The sequence below is a fragment of the Mesorhizobium sp. B2-3-13 genome (assembly GCF_006442195.1).
In the GTDB taxonomy this organism is placed as follows: Bacteria; Pseudomonadota; Alphaproteobacteria; order Rhizobiales; family Rhizobiaceae; genus Mesorhizobium; species Mesorhizobium salmacidum.
On record NZ_VFVQ01000035.1, the window covers coordinates 1 to 16,893 of the forward strand.

At 65.4% G+C, this 16,893-nt stretch carries 13 protein-coding genes and 1 tRNA gene; 10 read left to right on the forward strand and 4 right to left on the reverse strand.

Annotated features, from left to right (window positions below; translation table 11 throughout):
- Positions 1-243 precede the first annotated feature (243 nt).
- Positions 244-1,845, forward strand: coding sequence for a cisplatin damage response ATP-dependent DNA ligase (locus tag FJ941_RS27380; RefSeq protein WP_140510563.1), 1,602 nt, complete (start codon positions 244-246; stop codon positions 1,843-1,845).
- 28 nt (positions 1,846-1,873) lie between these two features.
- Here the strand turns inward: FJ941_RS27380 and FJ941_RS27385 are convergent, their stop codons facing one another.
- Positions 1,874-3,019 carry a hypothetical protein gene (locus FJ941_RS27385; RefSeq protein ID WP_140510565.1) on the reverse strand — a complete coding sequence of 382 codons (1,146 nt, stop codon included), beginning with the start codon at positions 3,017-3,019 and terminating at the stop codon, positions 1,874-1,876.
- Between the two features lie 288 nt (positions 3,020-3,307).
- Between FJ941_RS27385 and FJ941_RS27390 the strand changes: the two genes are divergently transcribed.
- From FJ941_RS27390 to FJ941_RS27430, 9 genes are all read left to right on the forward strand, one after another.
- Positions 3,308-3,383: transfer RNA gene (locus tag FJ941_RS27390), tRNA-Thr, on the forward strand.
- Between the two features lie 141 nt (positions 3,384-3,524).
- Positions 3,525-3,713, forward strand: coding sequence for a DUF2158 domain-containing protein (locus FJ941_RS27395; protein ID WP_027142105.1), 189 nt, complete (start codon positions 3,525-3,527; stop codon positions 3,711-3,713).
- 214 nt (positions 3,714-3,927) lie between these two features.
- Positions 3,928-4,380 carry an acid-shock protein gene (locus tag FJ941_RS27400; RefSeq protein ID WP_140510567.1) on the forward strand — a complete coding sequence of 151 codons (453 nt, stop codon included), beginning with the start codon at positions 3,928-3,930 and terminating at the stop codon, positions 4,378-4,380.
- Positions 4,381-4,425: 45 nt separating this feature from the next.
- Positions 4,426-4,968: an RNA polymerase sigma factor gene (locus FJ941_RS27405; RefSeq protein ID WP_140510569.1), complete on the forward strand. Its 543-nt coding sequence runs from the start codon at positions 4,426-4,428 to the stop codon at positions 4,966-4,968.
- A 113-nt stretch (positions 4,969-5,081) separates the two neighbouring features.
- Positions 5,082-5,534, forward strand: a complete 453-nt coding sequence (locus FJ941_RS27410; RefSeq protein ID WP_140510571.1) for a hypothetical protein — start codon at positions 5,082-5,084, stop codon at positions 5,532-5,534.
- Entirely contained in the window at positions 5,531-5,986 is a 456-nt protein-coding gene (locus FJ941_RS27415) for a periplasmic heavy metal sensor (protein WP_140510573.1), read from the forward strand. The genes FJ941_RS27410 and FJ941_RS27415 overlap by 4 nt, the downstream gene beginning before the upstream one ends.
- Positions 5,987-6,096: 110 nt before the next feature.
- Entirely contained in the window at positions 6,097-6,378 is a 282-nt protein-coding gene (locus tag FJ941_RS27420; RefSeq protein WP_140510575.1) for a hypothetical protein, read from the forward strand.
- Between the two features lie 122 nt (positions 6,379-6,500).
- Positions 6,501-7,994, forward strand: a complete 1,494-nt coding sequence (locus tag FJ941_RS27425; RefSeq protein ID WP_140510577.1) for a DUF1800 family protein — start codon at positions 6,501-6,503, stop codon at positions 7,992-7,994.
- Positions 7,995-8,040: 46 nt separating this feature from the next.
- The gene (locus tag FJ941_RS27430) at positions 8,041-9,279 is read left to right on the forward strand and encodes a DUF1501 domain-containing protein (protein ID WP_140510579.1); all 1,239 of its coding nucleotides are present in this window, start codon (positions 8,041-8,043) and stop codon (positions 9,277-9,279) included.
- Between the two features lie 53 nt (positions 9,280-9,332).
- Here the strand turns inward: FJ941_RS27430 and FJ941_RS27435 are convergent, their stop codons facing one another.
- From FJ941_RS27435 to FJ941_RS27445, 3 genes are all read right to left on the reverse strand, one after another.
- Positions 9,333-12,743 carry an acyl-[ACP]--phospholipid O-acyltransferase gene (locus FJ941_RS27435; RefSeq protein WP_140510581.1) on the reverse strand — a complete coding sequence of 1,137 codons (3,411 nt, stop codon included), beginning with the start codon at positions 12,741-12,743 and terminating at the stop codon, positions 9,333-9,335.
- Between the two features lie 392 nt (positions 12,744-13,135).
- Positions 13,136-14,716: an indolepyruvate oxidoreductase subunit beta family protein gene (locus FJ941_RS27440; protein ID WP_140510583.1), complete on the reverse strand. Its 1,581-nt coding sequence runs from the start codon at positions 14,714-14,716 to the stop codon at positions 13,136-13,138.
- Positions 14,709-16,862, reverse strand: coding sequence for an indolepyruvate ferredoxin oxidoreductase subunit alpha (locus FJ941_RS27445; protein WP_140510585.1), 2,154 nt, complete (start codon positions 16,860-16,862; stop codon positions 14,709-14,711). Before FJ941_RS27445 ends, FJ941_RS27440 begins: the two co-directional genes overlap by 8 nt.
- Between the last annotated feature and the right edge of the window lie 31 nt (positions 16,863-16,893).

The window sequence follows — 16,893 nt, forward strand, 5'->3', positions numbered from 1 at the left end:
GAAAAGCCTCCAAGGCAACGAAAATGGCCGCCCGCAATCCTCACAACAAGCCTCCCGCAATATTGCGCAACGGGCCCGCAAGGGGGGAGATTGGCAGCTTCGACGCGGCGCTCATTCCTGCGACTTTGGAGATTGGCGAAAGCTGTCACAACATCCGATCTCCCCCTTGGAGGGGGAGATGTCCGGCAGGACAGAGGGGGGCGCCTCGCGCAGACCTCTCCCCTTCGTGCGGTCTTCATCGCCATGAACCGCTTCGCCGAACTTCTCGACCGCCTGGTGCTGACGCCGTCGCGCAACGGCAAGCTGACGCTTTTGACCGATTATTTCCGCAGCGTCGAGGATCCCGATCGCGGCCTGGCGCTGGCGGCCATCACCGGCGATCTCAGGATCGCCGCGGTCAAGCCGGCCATGCTGCGCACGCTGGTCATCGAACGCATGGACCCGGTGCTGTTCGGCTATTCCTACGACTATGTCGGCGATCTCGCCGAGACGGTGTCGCTGGTCTGGCCGCAAACGCCTGGCAGGATCGCGAACCGCGAGCCGACGCTCGGCGAGGTGGTGGCGAAGCTGCAGGCGGCAAGCCGCTCCGACGGACCGAAGGTGCTGACAGGGCTGCTCGACAGCGCCGGCATCTCGGCGCGCTTTGCCATCATCAAGCTGGTGACCGGCGGCCTGCGCATCGGCGTCTCGGCGCGGCTGGCCAAACAGGCGCTGGCCGATTTCGGCAAAGTCGACGTCGCCGAGATCGAGGAGCTCTGGCATGGGCTGTCGCCGCCCTACACGGCGCTGTTCGCCTGGCTGGAAGGCAAGGCCGAAAAACCGCGCAACACGGCGATGGCGCTGTTCCGCCCGGTCATGCTGTCGAATCCGATCGGCGACGGCGATCTCGAAAAGCTCGATCCGGTGGACTATGCGGCCGAGTGGAAATGGGACGGGATCCGCGTCCAGGCGGTGGCCGAAGGCGGCATCCGCAGGCTCTATTCGCGCACCGGTGACGATGTCTCGGGCGCCTTTCCAGATCTCGCCGACGCCATGCATTTTTCCGCGACGCTCGATGGCGAGTTGCTGGTCGGCGATCCGCGAGAGGCGACGGGAACCTTCTCGGACCTGCAGCAGCGGCTGAACCGCAAGACGGTGGCGCCGAAGATGCAGCAGCAGTATCCGGCCTTCATGCGCTGTTACGATCTGCTGCAGATCGGCGCAGAGGACCTGCGCGGACTGTCCTTCCGCGAGCGGCGCGGCCGTCTCGAAGCCTTCATCGGGACGCTCGATCCCAGCCGCTTCGATCTCTCCCCCTTCGTCGAGTTCACGGACTGGCAGGCGCTCGAGGACCTGCGTCGTACGCCGCCGCATCCGATTATCGAAGGCGTGATGCTGAAGCGCTGGGATTCGCCCTATGTCGCGGGCCGGCCGAAGGGTCCGTGGTTCAAATGGAAGCGCGATCCGCACACGGTGGACGCCGTGCTGATGTATGCCCAGCGCGGCCACGGCAAGCGCTCGAGCTTCTATTCCGACTATACATTCGGCGTCTGGTCCGGAGCCGAGGGCGCGGAGGAACTGGTGCCGGTCGGCAAGGCCTATTTCGGCTTTACCGACGAGGAACTGAGGCAGATCGACAAATATGTCCGCGACAACACGGTCGAGCGCTTTGGGCCGGTGCGCTCGGTGCGCGCCGACCGCGACAACGGCCTGGTGCTGGAAGTCGCCTTCGAGGGGCTCAACCGCTCGACCCGGCACAAATCGGGCGTCGCCATGCGTTTCCCCAGGATTTCACGGCTGCGCTGGGACAAGCCGGCCAACGAGGCCGACCGCATAGAAACCCTGCAGGCGCTGCTCGACCACTAGGAGCGGCCGATATGTCGGTCGCAACGGTTCAGGGTTCTATCGAGACGCGGATCTCGTAGACGTTGACCGCCTTGCCCTGTTTGTCGAAATCGGAATTGATGGCGATGGTTCCGGCTGAGCCGGGATGCTTGTCGGGGAACTTCACGTCGAACAGATATTCGTTTTTCTGCTGGCCGACCGCGTAGCGCTTGCGGCCGCAGTCGCCGAGTTCGCCGAAATTGCAGTCGACGGAGATCTGCGTGTCCTTGCCGTCCTCGGCGCGGGCGATGATGTCGAACACGGCGTGCTTGCCGGCGAGCTTTTCCAGCACGCCCTGCCCGACGTCGAAGGCGATCGCCGAGCCGGAGGCGCCGGACTGGATGCGCAGGAACGGCCCGCTGTCGTCCTTCATCACCTCGGCCTTGGCGTCCGACGGGGCGGCGACATGGGTCGGGTCGGTCGGCGAAAACACATTGATCCAATCGCGCGACTGATCCGCGGCACCGGGCTTTGCCGGTGCATTGGCGCCGTCGGCCGGGGTAAAATCGTCGTCCTCGACCGTCGGCGGCGCTTCCGGCGGCGCGGTATTGAGCTGCGCGGCCGTTTTGAACACACCGGTCTGCATGGCGAAGTACAGTCCGATACCAATCGCCGCGAGCAGCGTGACCGTGAAGAAAATGGCGGTCAACGGCAGGCGCCGGCCGCGTATGCGCCGCTCATCGCGGTCGGGCGCCACTTCCGTCGCGGCTCCCGGCGCGGCGGGAGCCGACATGTCGATGGCTGGCGCGCAGGGAAGACTGGCGTCCGGCATTATGTCGGGAACCACCGGCAGCACGCGCGAGCGCGGCGCGTCGGATCCGGGCTGCACGGGGCCGTCGACGGCGACGGCGGGCGATGGCACCCTCGGGCCGGCCTCGATCGCCGGCGCTGCGCCGCCCTCGGCCTCGCCCGCCGGCGTGTCGATTTGCGGGGCAACGCCGGGCACCGCCGGCAGATACTCGGATTCGATTTCGGTGATTTTCGCCTGGATAGCCTTGCGGCGCTTGATGGCGACTTCCACGGTCACGCCGGGATTGGCCTGGAGCGCACGGTCGAGCGCGGCGAAGGCCGCACGATAGACCCTCTCGCGGAACGCGCGGTCCTCGGCGTTGCCCTTTTCCAAGGCGTTCCGGATCGCTTTTTCGATCGCGTCCAAGCGAGGTCCCTCTGCAAATTGCCACAAGCTTTCATGATGGTTAGCGGCAGGCGACCAATCAATCAACGGGCGGGCAGCCGCATTCTGCCTCGATGGGCCGTTCAAAGTCCATCTCCGCGATGTTCCGGCAAACAAAATCGGAATCTGTCGGCGATTCCAGCATGCAGGGACGCCAGAACCCCGGGTTCGATTGCGGCGGGCCTCTTGCATGATTTGCCAAGTCGCATCTTGAATTCGCGGCCGGTTGAGTCTATCACCCAGCCCATCTTGGAGGCCTTGGCCTCCTGGGCCGCTTTAGCTCAGTTGGTAGAGCACATCATTCGTAATGATGGGGTCAGGTGTTCGAGTCACCTAAGCGGCACCATTTCCTCTTGTCCACCTGCATGCTGCAATCAGCACCTGCGTCACTGCCCGTGCAGTGGATCGCGACACCGGCGAAGCATATCCGCCATTGTCGAGACCGGGGTTTGATGTGAAACTCGCGGTGTCAGCATGGGAGGTCCAAATGCCCAACACTTTCAAGACCGGAGACGTCGTCAAGCTGAGGTCGGGAGGCCCGAGGATGACGGTCAGCGACGGCGCCGCTTCCGGCATGTATCTCTGCCACTGGTTCAACCGCGAGGGCGATGTGTGGACCCCGCAACATGCGGGGTTCAAGCAGGAGCAGCTGGTAGCCGCCGACCAATCGACGTAATTCCCGCTTTCGCCAAGGGATGGCCGGGCCGGCGCGACTCCAGACGCACCGGACGAAGTGTTCTGCCGCTTCCGGGACCGCCACGGTCCGTCATGGCCGGCAAGCGGCGTGATCGACATTGATGACCGACGGATTTTTATGATCACGACGTTTAACGGCTGAAGCGTGACCGTGGCATTGGGCCATGGCAATGCGCCAACCGGAGACGTGAAGCATGATACGCCGTTCGATCCTTGCCACTGCCTTGAGCGTGCTGACCACCGCGGCTCTGGCCCAGACAGCGATACAGCCACCGGCCGCCGCGTCGCCCGCTGCCACACCGTCGGCTGGCACATCGTCGGCCGGCACATCGTCGGCCGCCAAGTCCGACATCACACTGGCCAAGTTCCAGAAACGGCGGGAGAAGGCGATCATGGCCGCCGACACGGACGGCGACGGCAAGATCAGCCTGCTGGAATGGGAGGCCTTCCAGGCCAAGCGCAACGTCAGGCGCGACCGGGCCAAATCCTTCGCGCGCATCGATTCCAATCATGACGGCTTCATCGACCGGGCCGAGCTCGATGCGTTCTTCGCCAAGCGCTTTGCCAGGCTCGACAAGAATGGCGACGGCATTCTGACGGCCGACGAGAGGCCGAGCCACAAATCCGCTCCCAAACCGGAGCAGTGACCAAGAGGCTATGACGTGTGATGCATATCGGGAGTGCGCCAGCCGATGAGCGCCGATCCGGACGAGGAGCTGGTTCGTCGGGTCGGTGCTGGCGATCCCGCAGCGGTGCAGGCGCTCGTCGCGCGCAAGCTGCCGCGCATCCTTTCGCTTGCCGTGCGCATGCTGGGCGATGCGGCGGAGGCCGAGGATGTCGCGCAGGAAACCTTCGTGCGCATCTGGCGTCATGCCTCGAAGTGGCGGCGTGGCAATGCACGCTTCGACACCTGGGTTCACCGAGTCACGCTCAACCTTTGCTACGACCGGCTGCGCCGGCGCCGCGAATTGGTGACCGACGAAATGCCGGACATTGTCGACCCCGCTCCGCTTCCCGATTCCCATCCTGGCGAAGAGGGGCATCAGGTCGAGCGGGCCTTACAGGCAATCGCGCCACGCCAGCGCGAGGCGATCATCCTGGTCTACTATCAGGAGATGTCCAACATCGAGGCGGCCGCGACCCTGGAGATCAGTGTCGATGCCCTGGAGAGCCTGCTGTCGCGCGGCCGGCGGTCACTGCAGACGATGCTGGCTGGGGATGGCGGCCATGACTGAGAAACGCGCGCGCCCGTATACTGTACGTTCAACCCGCCTTGCGGGCGTCCGGTTGGTCTGCGTTGTTTCCGACCCGCGTGGGCACGCGGCACCGAGGTGCAAGGGGAAAACAAATGGCTGAAGACATCGAAGACGGGCCGGCAATGGATGCCAAGCGTTTCGCGGCGCTGGCGGATGCCTATGGCGGCGATTTGCGCCGCTGGCCGGAAGCGGAACGTGAAGCCGCCGCAGCTTTTGCTTCAAGCGAAGCGGGCCAGGCCATTTCGCGACAGGCCGGCACACTTGACGCCCTGCTCGACAGCTATAGCGTCCAGCATCCCGGCAAGGCGCTGCACGGCAACATCCTGCGCGCAGCCGGCCGGCACCTCGTCCAGCGCCGGCGCCATCGGTTCTGGTGGCTGGGTCTGGGACTCGCCGGCATTGGTCTGGCGGGCGCCGTCGCCGGATTGGCCCTGGTGAGCATTGTCACGCCGGAAGCCGGATCGGATCACTATGTGCTGGATGCCGATATAACGGCGTTCGGCGATGCCGGGCCCGATGCCGAAAACGGCGAGGAGAGCCTATGAGCACGGGCCGCAATCTCATCATCGCATCGGTGGTGCTGAATGTCTTCCTGGCCGGGGCGCTTGCCGGCGGGGCCGTCTGGATAAGAAGCGGCAAGTCCGGCCAAGGCTATTCGCTGGAGGCTGCCGGCGGCCGGCTTCCAGACCAGGAGCGCATGCTGTTCCGCAAGGCACTGCGCGAAGTGCGGCGCGAATCCCGCCAGGCCATCCTCGATGGTCAGCAGGCCAGGCGCGAGGCAGCCGACCTGCTGCGCCAGCCGGTTGTCGACACGGCGGCCCTAGCGGCCGCGCTGGAGCGGGCCCGCAACGCCGACATCGCCGTGCGCACGCGGCTTGAGCAGCGCATCATCGAATTCGCGGCGGCGGGTTCGGCCGCGGATCGCGCCGTGCTGGCGGAAGGGCTGGCCAGGCGGGCCGGGCCGCAGCCGAAGGCAGAGCCAAAAAAACAACCATGACGACCGACGGAAAACGCCCGCAAGGCCGTTTAACCGGGAGAAGGGCAGACCTGCCAGACCAATCGGTGCGAACAGGTCTTCATTTCTCGGAGAACATTCGGAGTAACGTCATGAACCGCCTGACACAGTATGCGGCAGCAGCCGTCCTCGCCTTGACCGGAACCGCAGCAACCGTTGCGACCTCCGCCGCCACGCCGATGGTGGCGCAACCGGCCGCCCCGGCACTGATCGAGCATGTGGCCTGGGGTTGCGGGCCCGGCTGGCATCCCAATCCCTGGGGGCGCTGCGTTCCCAACCGTGTCGTGGTGTATCCGCGCTACCGCTATTGGCACGGCCCGGCTTATTACGGCTGGCATCCGCACCGCCACTGGCACCGCTGGAGCCGCTGGTAGTAAGCGCGTGGGAAGGGCCGGGCGGCACCCGCCTGCCCGGCCGCCTGTCCCCGGTTTAAGCTGGGAAACAGCCCAATCGGGCGTCGCGCACCTCGCATGAGATCCAACCATGGAGCGCTGACATGGCAGCTCAGGCTAAAGATTCCGCGCCGCCGGATCCCGCCCTGATCGCCTTCAACCGCTTCGGCCTCGGAGCCCGACCCGGCGACCGCGACAGGCTGGCGAACGACCCACGCGGCTATCTCAAGGCGGAACTGCGGCGGCTCGACGCCGCCATGATATCGCTCGACGACCCCACCTATGCCGATCTCAAGGGAAGCACGCCTGCCATCCAGGCCAGCATGGCGGCGAATCTCCAACGCAAGCTGGACCGGGAGCGAACGGCGACAGGGCAGCCGGCAACGGGCACGCCAGCCTCGGCTTCGGCCATGCCACCACCCGCCGCTCCGGGCATGTCGCCGCCCGCTGCCCCGGCCGCTGCCAAGATCAAACCCGCCGTGCCGCCTGTCGAAGTCACGTTGTTTCGGGCCGAGGCACAGGCGCGCTTCGACATGGCAATGCAGGCCGGGGCCGGCTTCGTCGAGCGCCTCGTCTATTTCTGGTCGAACCATTTCTGCGTCTCCGTGGCCAAGGCCAACATCGTGCGCGCCAGCGCCGGGGCCTTCGAACGGGAAGCGATCCGGCCCTTCGTGCTCGGCCGCTTCGCCGACATGCTCGTGGCGGTGGAGCGGCATCCGGCGATGCTGTTCTATCTCGACAACCAGCAGTCGATCGGCCCGGACTCCCGCGCCGGCAAGAACCGGCAGCGCGGCCTCAACGAGAACCTCGCCCGCGAGATCCTGGAACTGCACACGCTCGGTGTGGGCAGCGGCTATAGCCAGGCCGACGTCACCAGCTTCGCGCGCATCCTGACCGGCTGGACGATGGCCGGGCGGGAAGGACGGCTGGGCGAACCCGGCAGTTCCGTCTTCAACGCCAATGCGCACGAGCCGGGCGACGCGGTGCTGCTCGGCAAGACCTATCCGGCCGGCGGCATGGGCCAGGCCGAGACCGCGCTCAATGACATCGCCCGTCATCCGGCGACCGCGCAACACATCGCCACGCAACTTGCCCGGCATTTCATAGCCGATGACCCGCCGCCGGCGGCGGTCGCCCGTCTCGCAAAGGTGTTCGTCAAGAGCGACGGCCATCTCAGGGCACTGGCGGCGGCGCTCATCGACCTGCCGGAGGCGTGGTCGACGCCCCTGGCCAAAATGCGCTCGCCCTTCGATTATGTCGCTGCCATCAGGCGGGCGGCCGGCCCGGGACCGAACGATCCCGGCCAGTCGCTCAACTGGCTCAACGCATTGGGCGAGCCGCTCTGGCAGCCGCCGGGACCGAACGGCTTTTCCGACCAAGCGGACAGCTGGGCATCGGCCGAAGGCATGAAGATCCGCCTCGACATCGCATGGCAGGCCGCCAGGCAAGTGAAAGATATCGGCAATCCCAACGACATGCTCGACGCGGTGATCGGGCCCTCCGCCTCGCCGGAGACGCGGCAGGCGGTCGCCCGCGCCGAGTCCAAGCAGCAAGGTCTGGCGTTGCTGCTGATGGCGCCCGAATTCCAGCGCCGATAGCTCGAGCGATAGGTCCGGCGCCGACACCTCCCATGGAGACGAAGTCATGAGCCTGCTGTGTGAAACCCCTCACCCTTCCCGCCGCGCCGTCTTGGTGACCGGCGGCGCGCTGTTTGCCTGGGCGCATCTGCCCCGCTTCGCCCGCGCCGCCGACAACCGCGACCCGCGCCTGGTCGTCATCGTGCTGCGCGGCGCGCTGGACGGCCTGTCGGCGGTCGGTCCGGTCGGCGACCCCGACTATGCCGGCCTGCATGGCGACATCGCCCTGTCGCTTTCCGGTCCGCATGCGGCGCTGCCGCTCGATGCTTTCTTCGCGGTCAATCCGGCGATGCCGGTGTTTGCGCGCCTATTCAAGGCAAGCCAGGCGGCGGTCGTGCACGCGGCGGCGACCGGCTATCGCGAGCGCTCGCATTTCGATGGGCAGGATGTGCTGGAAAGCGGTTTTGCCGGCCCCGGCCATGTCGGCACCGGCTGGCTCAACCGGGCGCTGGAGAACCTGCCGGCAGGCGACCGCGTAGCGACGCTTGGCGCCCTGGCCGTCGGACCATCGACGCCGCTGGTGATCCGTGGCGCAGCCCCCGTGCTCGGCTGGGCGCCGCAATCGCTGCCAGCGCCAGCAGGCGACCTTGCGACGCGGGTTCTCGATCTCTATCAGCACCGCGATCCGGTGCTGGCGGTGGCGCTGCGAAAGGGCCTCGACGCCGATCGCATGGCGCTCGACGACCAGATCGGCGCTAAGGCGATGAAGCCTAGAGGCGGCCTCGACAGCGCCGCCGGCATGCGGCAGGCCGCGCAAGGTGCCGCCAGGCTGATCGCGGCCGATGACGGGCCGCGCGTCGCGGCACTCGCCTTCGACGGCTGGGACACGCATGTCAACGAGGGTGGCGCGACCGGCCGGCTCGCCACCTTGCTCGGCGGCCTCGATGGTGCGTTCGAGGAATTCAAAAAAGGTCTCGGCGAGCGCTGGAAGGATACGGCGATCGTGGCGATCACCGAATTCGGCCGCACGGCGCGGATCAACGGCACGGTCGGCACCGACCACGGCACCGGCACCGTCGTGCTGCTCGCCGGCGGCGCGATCAAGGGCGGGCGCGTCATCGCCGACTGGCCGGGGCTAAAGCCCGCGCAACTCTACCAGCAACGCGACCTTGCGCCGACCAGCGATGTCAGGGCGGTGCTGAAAGGCCTGCTCGCCGACCAGTTCGGACTTTCGGCCGCAGTGCTCGGCGAGAAGGTGTTTCCGGACTCAGGTGCGGTGAAGCCGATGATGAACCTGATTGTCTGACGTCTAGCGACGCCGCATTTTCTGCCGCGGCGCCGTCTCGCTCTTGCCGGTGATCAGGCGGCCTCGACCTTGGCGGGCGCGAAGTCTTCGCCGCGCACCAGCCTGGTCACGCCGACGAAATCGATCTTGCCCGAGCCAAGCACCGGCACATGCGCCACGACGCGCACCTCGGCCGGCACCATCAGGTCCATGGCGCCGTTTGCCTTGGCGAAGGCCAGAAACTCGGCGCGCGTCGCCTTTTCGGCTTCGGTGATGAGCACCAGCTTTTCGCCCTTGCGCAAGTCCGGCACTGTCGCGACCGCCGAGAGCGATCCTTTCCACAGCTCGCCCGCCAATGCTTCGACGGCAGCCAGCGAAATCATCTCGCCGCCGATCTTGGCAAAGCGCTTGGCGCGGCCGCGAATGCTGACGAAGCCGGCATCGTCGATGCTGACGATGTCGCCGGTGTCGTGCCAGCCGTCCTGCAGCGGCTCGAGCACACCAGGCTTTTCGGCCCTGAGATAGCCCGCCATGACGTTGGGGCCGCGCACGAACAGCCGTCCGCCACCTTCGACGCCGATCACCGGTTCCAGGCGGTATTCCATGCCGGGCATGATTTTTCCGACCGTGCCTGATTTGTTGTACATCGGCGTGTTGATGGAGATCACCGGCGCCGTCTCGGTAACGCCATAGCCTTCGAGAATGCGCAGGCCGAACTTCTCCATATAGGTTTCACGGGTCGAGGCCTTGACCGGCTCGGCACCGGAAAAGCAATAGCGCACCGAGCGGAAATCATAGGGATGGGCGGTGCGCGCATAGCCGCTGAGGAAGGTGTCGGTGCCGAAGATGATCGTCGCGTTCGAGGCATAGACCAGTTCCGGCACGATGCGGTAGTGCAGCGGCGACGGGTAGAAATAGACGGGAACGCCGGACACCAGCGGCAGCACCGTGCCCGCCGTCAGGCCGAACGAATGGAAGATCGGCAGTACGTTGAACACTTTGTCGCCCGAATGAAAATCGATGCGCGAGGCGGCCTGCGCAGCATTGGCCAGGATGTTGCGATGGGTGAGCACCACGCCCTTCGGCGTGCCTTCGGAGCCCGAGGTGAACAGGATCACGGCCGGGTCGGTGGCCTTGCGGGCAACCCTGGGCGTAGTCTTGCGCAACAGGCCAAGCAGCTTGTCCTTGAGGCCGATGGTTGCACGCAGATCATCGAGCCAGACGACGTTGACCGACCGGCCGACCTCCTCGACGATTGCGCCAAGCTTGGCCTGCTCGACAAAAGCCCGAGAGGTCAGGATGGTGGTTACCTGCGCCGCCTGGCAGGCGGACAGGATGTTGGTGGCACCGGCGGTGAAGTTGATCATCGCCGGGACCTTGCCGGCGGACATGACGCCGAGCAGAGCGGCACAGGCGCCATTGGCGTTGGGCAGCATGATACCGAGCGTGTCCTGTCCGGGATAAAGCGTCTCGAACTTCTCGCCGAGCACCGCAACGCCAGTGAGCAGCTTGCCGTAACTCAGCGAGCCGGCGACCGGATCCTGCACGGCAAGTTGCTTCATGCCGCGCTCGGTCGCCGTCTCGATGATCCTTTCGAGCACGGTCTTGTCGATATGCTGGGTGCGGAAGACGAGATCTGACATCACCTGGTAGAGCGCGGCACCGGCGGCGGCCCGGCGCTTGCGTCCCTTCAGCCCGTCGTCGACCTTGAGCTTGACCGGCGGCAGTATGGTCACCCTGACCTTCGGGAACAGGCGGCGGCGCACGTGCTGCGCAGTCAGCCGCGAGAAGGGGCTTTTCTCCAGCCCCTCGATACGGATCGGCACCACCATCGAGCCGGTCTTGTCGGCCACCATGGCGGCGCCGTCATAGACCTTCATCAGCCCGCCGGTGACGGTGATGCGGCCCTCGGGAAAGATGACCAGCGGGTCGCCGTTCTGCACGATCTTGATCAGCGTGCGCGTCGACATCGGCTTGGTCGGATTGAGCGGCAGGGCGCGGGTCAATTTGAGGAACGGCTTCATCCACCATGCCTGCGCGATCGTGTAGTCGATGGCGAAGACCGGCCCTTCATCGGTCAGCGTCAGCGCCAGCGGGCCGTCGAGGAAGCTGACATGGTTGAGCGCCAGGATCGGCGCCGGGCCCGCGGCCTTGAGGTTTTCCAGGCCCTCCACTTCCAGACGATGGAAGGCACGGAAGAGAATGGAGACGAAGTCGCGGAAAGCGTTGGTCGGCAGATATTTCAACATCAGCCAGGCGGCCAGGGCATTGAAGGCGGCAAGCCCGAACAGCACGCTGGCAATAGAGACGCCCGCGGCCTGAATGGCGGCGACGAGGACGCCGCCCATTGTCATGAAGCCGGCGTTGACGATGCTGACAGCGGCGACGACGCGGGCGCGGCGCGCCTCGGGCGACCAGGCCTGCACGGCGGCGAAGGTCGGCACCACCAGGAAGGCGCTGGAAATGGCCAAGCCGGCAAGGTCGATCGCAAGGCGGATCGTGTTTGGCCCTGCGAAGAAGAGGCCAAGGGTTTCGGCTTTTGGCGAGGGCTGCATGCTCCAGATCGTCCAGGCAAGGTGCAAGCCGAACACCGCCAGCAGCGCCGTTCCGACCGGCGCCGGGAGCAGCACCATGCGACCTTGCGACATCCAGGCGGCGATCGCCGAGCCGATGGCGATGGAGACGGCGAACACCGCTAGATAGGCGGTGACCGCGATCTCGTTGCCGCCGAGCTGATCCTTGATCAGCGTGGGCAGGATTGAAAGCACGATGGCGCCGATCAGCCAGAACCACGAGGTCATCAATCCGGCGCGCCAGATGCGCGTGTCGGTGCGCAATTCGCTGACCTGCCGCCATGTCGAGCGGAAGATGTTCCAGTCGATGACAAGGTTCGGCGCGGCGGAGCCGGTCGAAGGGATAGAGCGGCTGACGGCCCAGCAGCCGACCGCCAGGATCATCATCATCGGGCCGAAGACGGCGACGCCAATGCCGTCGGCGGAGACCACGCCGCCAACAATCGTGCCGCCAAGAATGGCGGCGAACGTCGCCGACTCGATCCAGGCGTTGGCGCGGGGCAATTCCCTGCGCTCGAGATGATCGGGCAGGATGCCGTATTTAATCGGCCCAAACAGCGCCGAGATGACGCCGAACATCAGCAACGCCGTCATCAACACCGGGATCGACGAAAGCGCGATGCCGACGACCGCGACGGCGGCGGCGCCGATCTCGGCAAATTTCAGCCGGCGGGCGATGAGCGCCTTGTCGAAGCGGTCGGCAATCTCGCCGCCCAGCGCCGACAGGAGCAGGAACGGAGCCATGAACACGGCGCCGGCCAAGGTGACCAGCGAAGCCGCCTGATCGGCGGCCAGTGTGAAGAGGATCAGGAACACCAGAGTGTTCTTGAGGAAATTGTCGTTGAAGGCGGACAGGAACTGCGTCCAGAAAAGCGGCGCGAAGCGCCGCGAAAGCATGAGGTGCGTGTTCATGGCGATTTCCCATTTGGGCGGAACCACGCGGCGATGCTCCGGTGATCCCCGCGGTTTCATGCGCTGTTTCAATCGTTGTAATAATGTGAGCTGGTTAAACTTCTTGCCGCGTCTGATCTTCCCGGCGATCGCAAGTCTAGGCTCGTTTCGGCCAGCGGCCCTGCCCGGTGTCTGTTGTGGAGCAGTTCAACATTTCCGCTTCTCCCTATGAACAATGTTCATAGCCTCAACCTACCACAACGTGAACAATGTTCAAGTTAAAAATGAACGCCGTTCACAAGAGAGCGGATTGTTGAGCGAGGAGATGCAGCGGTGGCGGCCAGCTGTGTTGCCGTGGCCAGAGTCACGAAGGCGGTTGGTCGGCGTGATCGGCGGAGGTCACCCGCTGAAACTCAGGTGACTGGAGATGACCCCAGCGTCGCCACGGTCTTCAGCGCGCCGTCGAGCATGTCGCCCTTCTCGTCCTTCAGCGCCGCCTCGCGCAGGCGGCGTATCCAGTCGGCGGCATCGTCGCGGCCCTTGAGCAGGTCGAGAGCAGAGAGTACGCGGTCGAATTTCGACTGGGCGCGCACATGGGTGTCGCTGTAGCCTTTGATCAGCCGGCGGCAGTTGAGGATTTCGATGGCAAGCGCGTACTCTGCCGGCACGTAGCCAAGCGCCAGTGTGTACCAGCGATCGAGATGGGCAAGCTCGACCTTATGGCGCAGCAGGCCGCGGCGCCAGCGCCGCAGGCCGCCGATGAGCCACAGGGCGGCAAAGCCGGCAAAACTGTCGGTGCGGATGCGGCGGCCACGGTTGATGCGGCGGTCGAGAAAGCCGGCGAGCTTGGGCCGGTTCTCGATGTAGCCGCCGAGCCCCGCCGGCAGCGTGCCGCAGAACTCCTCGATGCGCGGATGGAAATACTCGGTCACTTGCAGGACCGAACCGTCCTTGATGCCAACCTCCTTGCGCACCCGCCTGTCGCGGGTCGAGCGCGTTTTCAGATCGGCGACGCGGATCATGTCGTCATAGCACATGGCATTGGCCAGATGCTTGGCCGCGGCGATGGACAGAACATGAGCGTGGCCGGCGCTGTCCAGCGCGACGGCCTTGTCCAGCCGATCGAGATATTCGCGGCCATAGGCGATGTCCTGATAGTCGACGACCTTTCTCAGGCCGCGAAGCGCCATGTCGCGCACGGCCAGGGGCATCAGGTCGATGCGAGCAACCAGCGCCTGCCATCCCTGCAGCAGATTTTGCGGACCGCTCACGCGCCCAGTACCCTGGGCGGATTCGACAATCGCTGGCTCCGCCGGCTTTGACGAAGGTGCTGCCGCCAAGCCCCGCGCGCGATCGAACGCCGCGCTAAAGGCGGCGAGGCTGGCCTTGACGCCACGGCCGCCGGTGCCGATCGCCTGTTCATAACTTTCACGGGTAAACGGCAGTGCGTCGGAGCCGGCCAGCGCGCCAAGCAGGCTGGCCGAGATCATCGAGCCGTTGTCGGCGGCGATCTTTTCCATGTCGAAAGCGATGAAGCGCTTCGACGCGGTTTCCGCCGTGGCGTGAACCTTGGACGACGAGGCGCGGCCGTCGCCCGGTTCGATCTTTTCCGACACGGCGGCGATGCGATGCGAGGAAGCGATCAGCGTCGTGCGGTTGGGGGTGACGAACCCCCTGATGATCGCACGGCCGGCTTCCATCAGTTCGGCGGCGATCAAGATGTCGACATCGCCCTGCGAGGGCGACAGCGCGAAGACCGGCAGGCGGCCGGTGTCGCGGGCCATTTCGATATAGTAGATGGTGGCGCCGGTGCGCTGGGCGACGCCGGCGACCGAGGTCGATTGCGCGACATAGCCATTGCGCTCGGCGACATCGGTGATCCAGTCGGCCAGCACGCCGCCGCCCTGGCCGCCAACGGCCAGCACGGCGAGCTTGATCACCGGCTCATCGGCAGCACCGGACCTGGGATGCAAGGAAGGAACAGGCTCAAGCATCGGCGAATATCAGGCGCCGGCTTTCGCGCCGCCTCTGCAGCAAGCCGATCGTCGCGCGGCGCGTCGCTTCCAGGAAACGGTCCCAGCGGCTTGGATTGTGCACGACATCGGCACGGTAGAAGGACGGGCAGAGCACGGCGGCGTCCGCCACCTCGCCGCAATTGCCGCAGCCGACGCAGTTCTGGTCGATCGATGCGACCGGATCGTCGCGCAGCGGATCGTCGAGCGATTTCACCGACAGCGACGGGCAGCCGGAGAGCCGCATGCAGGCGTGATCGCCGGTGCAGATGTCCTCGTCGACGCCGAACTTCGGCTTGACGACCCTCGTCCCACCCTTGATCGCCTTGTCGACCAGCGGCCTTTCGCGGCGCTGGCGATTGAGCATGCACTCCGACGAAGCGACGATGACTTTTGGCCCCTTCTCGTCCGTCGTCAGCGCCTCGCGCAACGTGTCCTGCATCTTGCCGACATCATAGGTGCGGTCGACATGGCGCAACCATTTGACGCCCATGCCTTTCACCGCCTCGGTGATCGGATGCTTGGTCGACTTGGTCCTATTGCCGGCACGCGACGACAGGATGTCCTGCCCGCCGGTGGCTGCCGAATAAAAATTATCGACGATGACGATGACGCCGTCATTCTTGTTGAACACCGCATTGCCGATCGAGGAGGTCAGGCCATTGTGCCAGAAGCCGCCGTCGCCGACGAAGGAGATCGAGCGGCGCTTTGCGTCGGGCGAATTGAACGCCGAGGCCGAGGCGGGCCCCAGCCCGTAGCCCATCGTGGTGGAGCCGAGCTCGAAAGGCGGCATGATCGAGAACAAATGGCAACCGATATCGGAAGCGATGTGGTGCTTGCCGAGTTCCTGCTCGACCAGTTTGGTCGCCGCGAAGATCGGCCGTTCGGGGCAACCGATGCAGAAGCCGGGCGGACGGCCTGGCACGACGTTGATCAGATCAGCCGTGTCGACGCCGTCGCCAACCTTGTTGGGCGCGCGCACCTCGCCCGGCAAAAGATGCGGGGCTTCTGCGCGCAGGAAGGCGCCGATGCCGTCGAGCATGACCTGGCCGGTATATTCGCCGGCCATCGGCAGATGCTCCTTGCCGACCAGCCTGGTGCCGCGCCCCGCCTTGTGCAGCATCGCGGCAAAGGCCTGCTCGATATAGTTGGGCTGGCCTTCCTCGACCACCAGCACCGCCTGCTTGCCCTCGCAAAAGGCGAGGAACTCGTCGTCGATCAGCGGATAGACGGCGTTGAGCACGTAGAGCGGCACATCCGTGTCGCCATAGGTGTCGGCAAGGCCGAGCCGCTGCAGCGCACGGATGACCGAATTGTACATGCCACCCTGCATGACGATGCCGACCGAGCCGTGGTCCGAGCCGAAGAACTCGTTGATCTTGTTCCTGGTGATGAAATCCACCGCCGCCGGCCAGCGCTTTTGCACCTTCTCCTTTTCGTGCAGGAAGGAGGCGGGCGGCAGCACGATGCGTCCGGTGTCGCGGCGCGGCGCATCGAGTGCATCGGCAACCGTCATCGACGGACGCTTGTTGTCCTTGGCGATGAAATGGCCATGCACGTGGCAGCAGCGAATGCGCACCTGCAGCATGACAGGCGTGTTGGAGATTTCCGACAGCTCGAAACCATCCTCCACCGCTTTGACGATGGATGGCAAATTGGGGCGCGGGTCGAGCAGCCAGACCTGGCTCTTCATGGCGAAGGCATGGCTGCGCTCCTGCATGATGGAGGAGCCCTCGCCATAATCCTCGCCGACGATGATCAGCGCGCCGCCGGTGACGCCGCCGGACGCGAGATTGGCCAACGCGTCGGAAGCAACGTTCGTACCGACCGTCGACTTGAAGGTCGCGGCACCACGGATCGGATAGTGCACCGAGGCCGCCAGCATGGCTGTGGCGGTGGCTTCCGAGGCGCTCGCCTCGAAATGCACGCCGAGCTCGCCCAGAATGTCCTGCGCATCGGCCAACACATCCATCAGATGGCTGATCGGCGCGCCCTGGTAGCCTCCGACATAGCCGACGCCGCATTGCAGCAGCGCCTTGGTCATGGCGAGAATGCCCTCGCCGGCAAATTCCTCGCCGGCGCCGAGCCTCAGCTTTTCGACTTCCTTGGCAAAAGACCGTTCAGCCATCTCTGCCTCCTTCCGTTGCCGCCGACAGCCG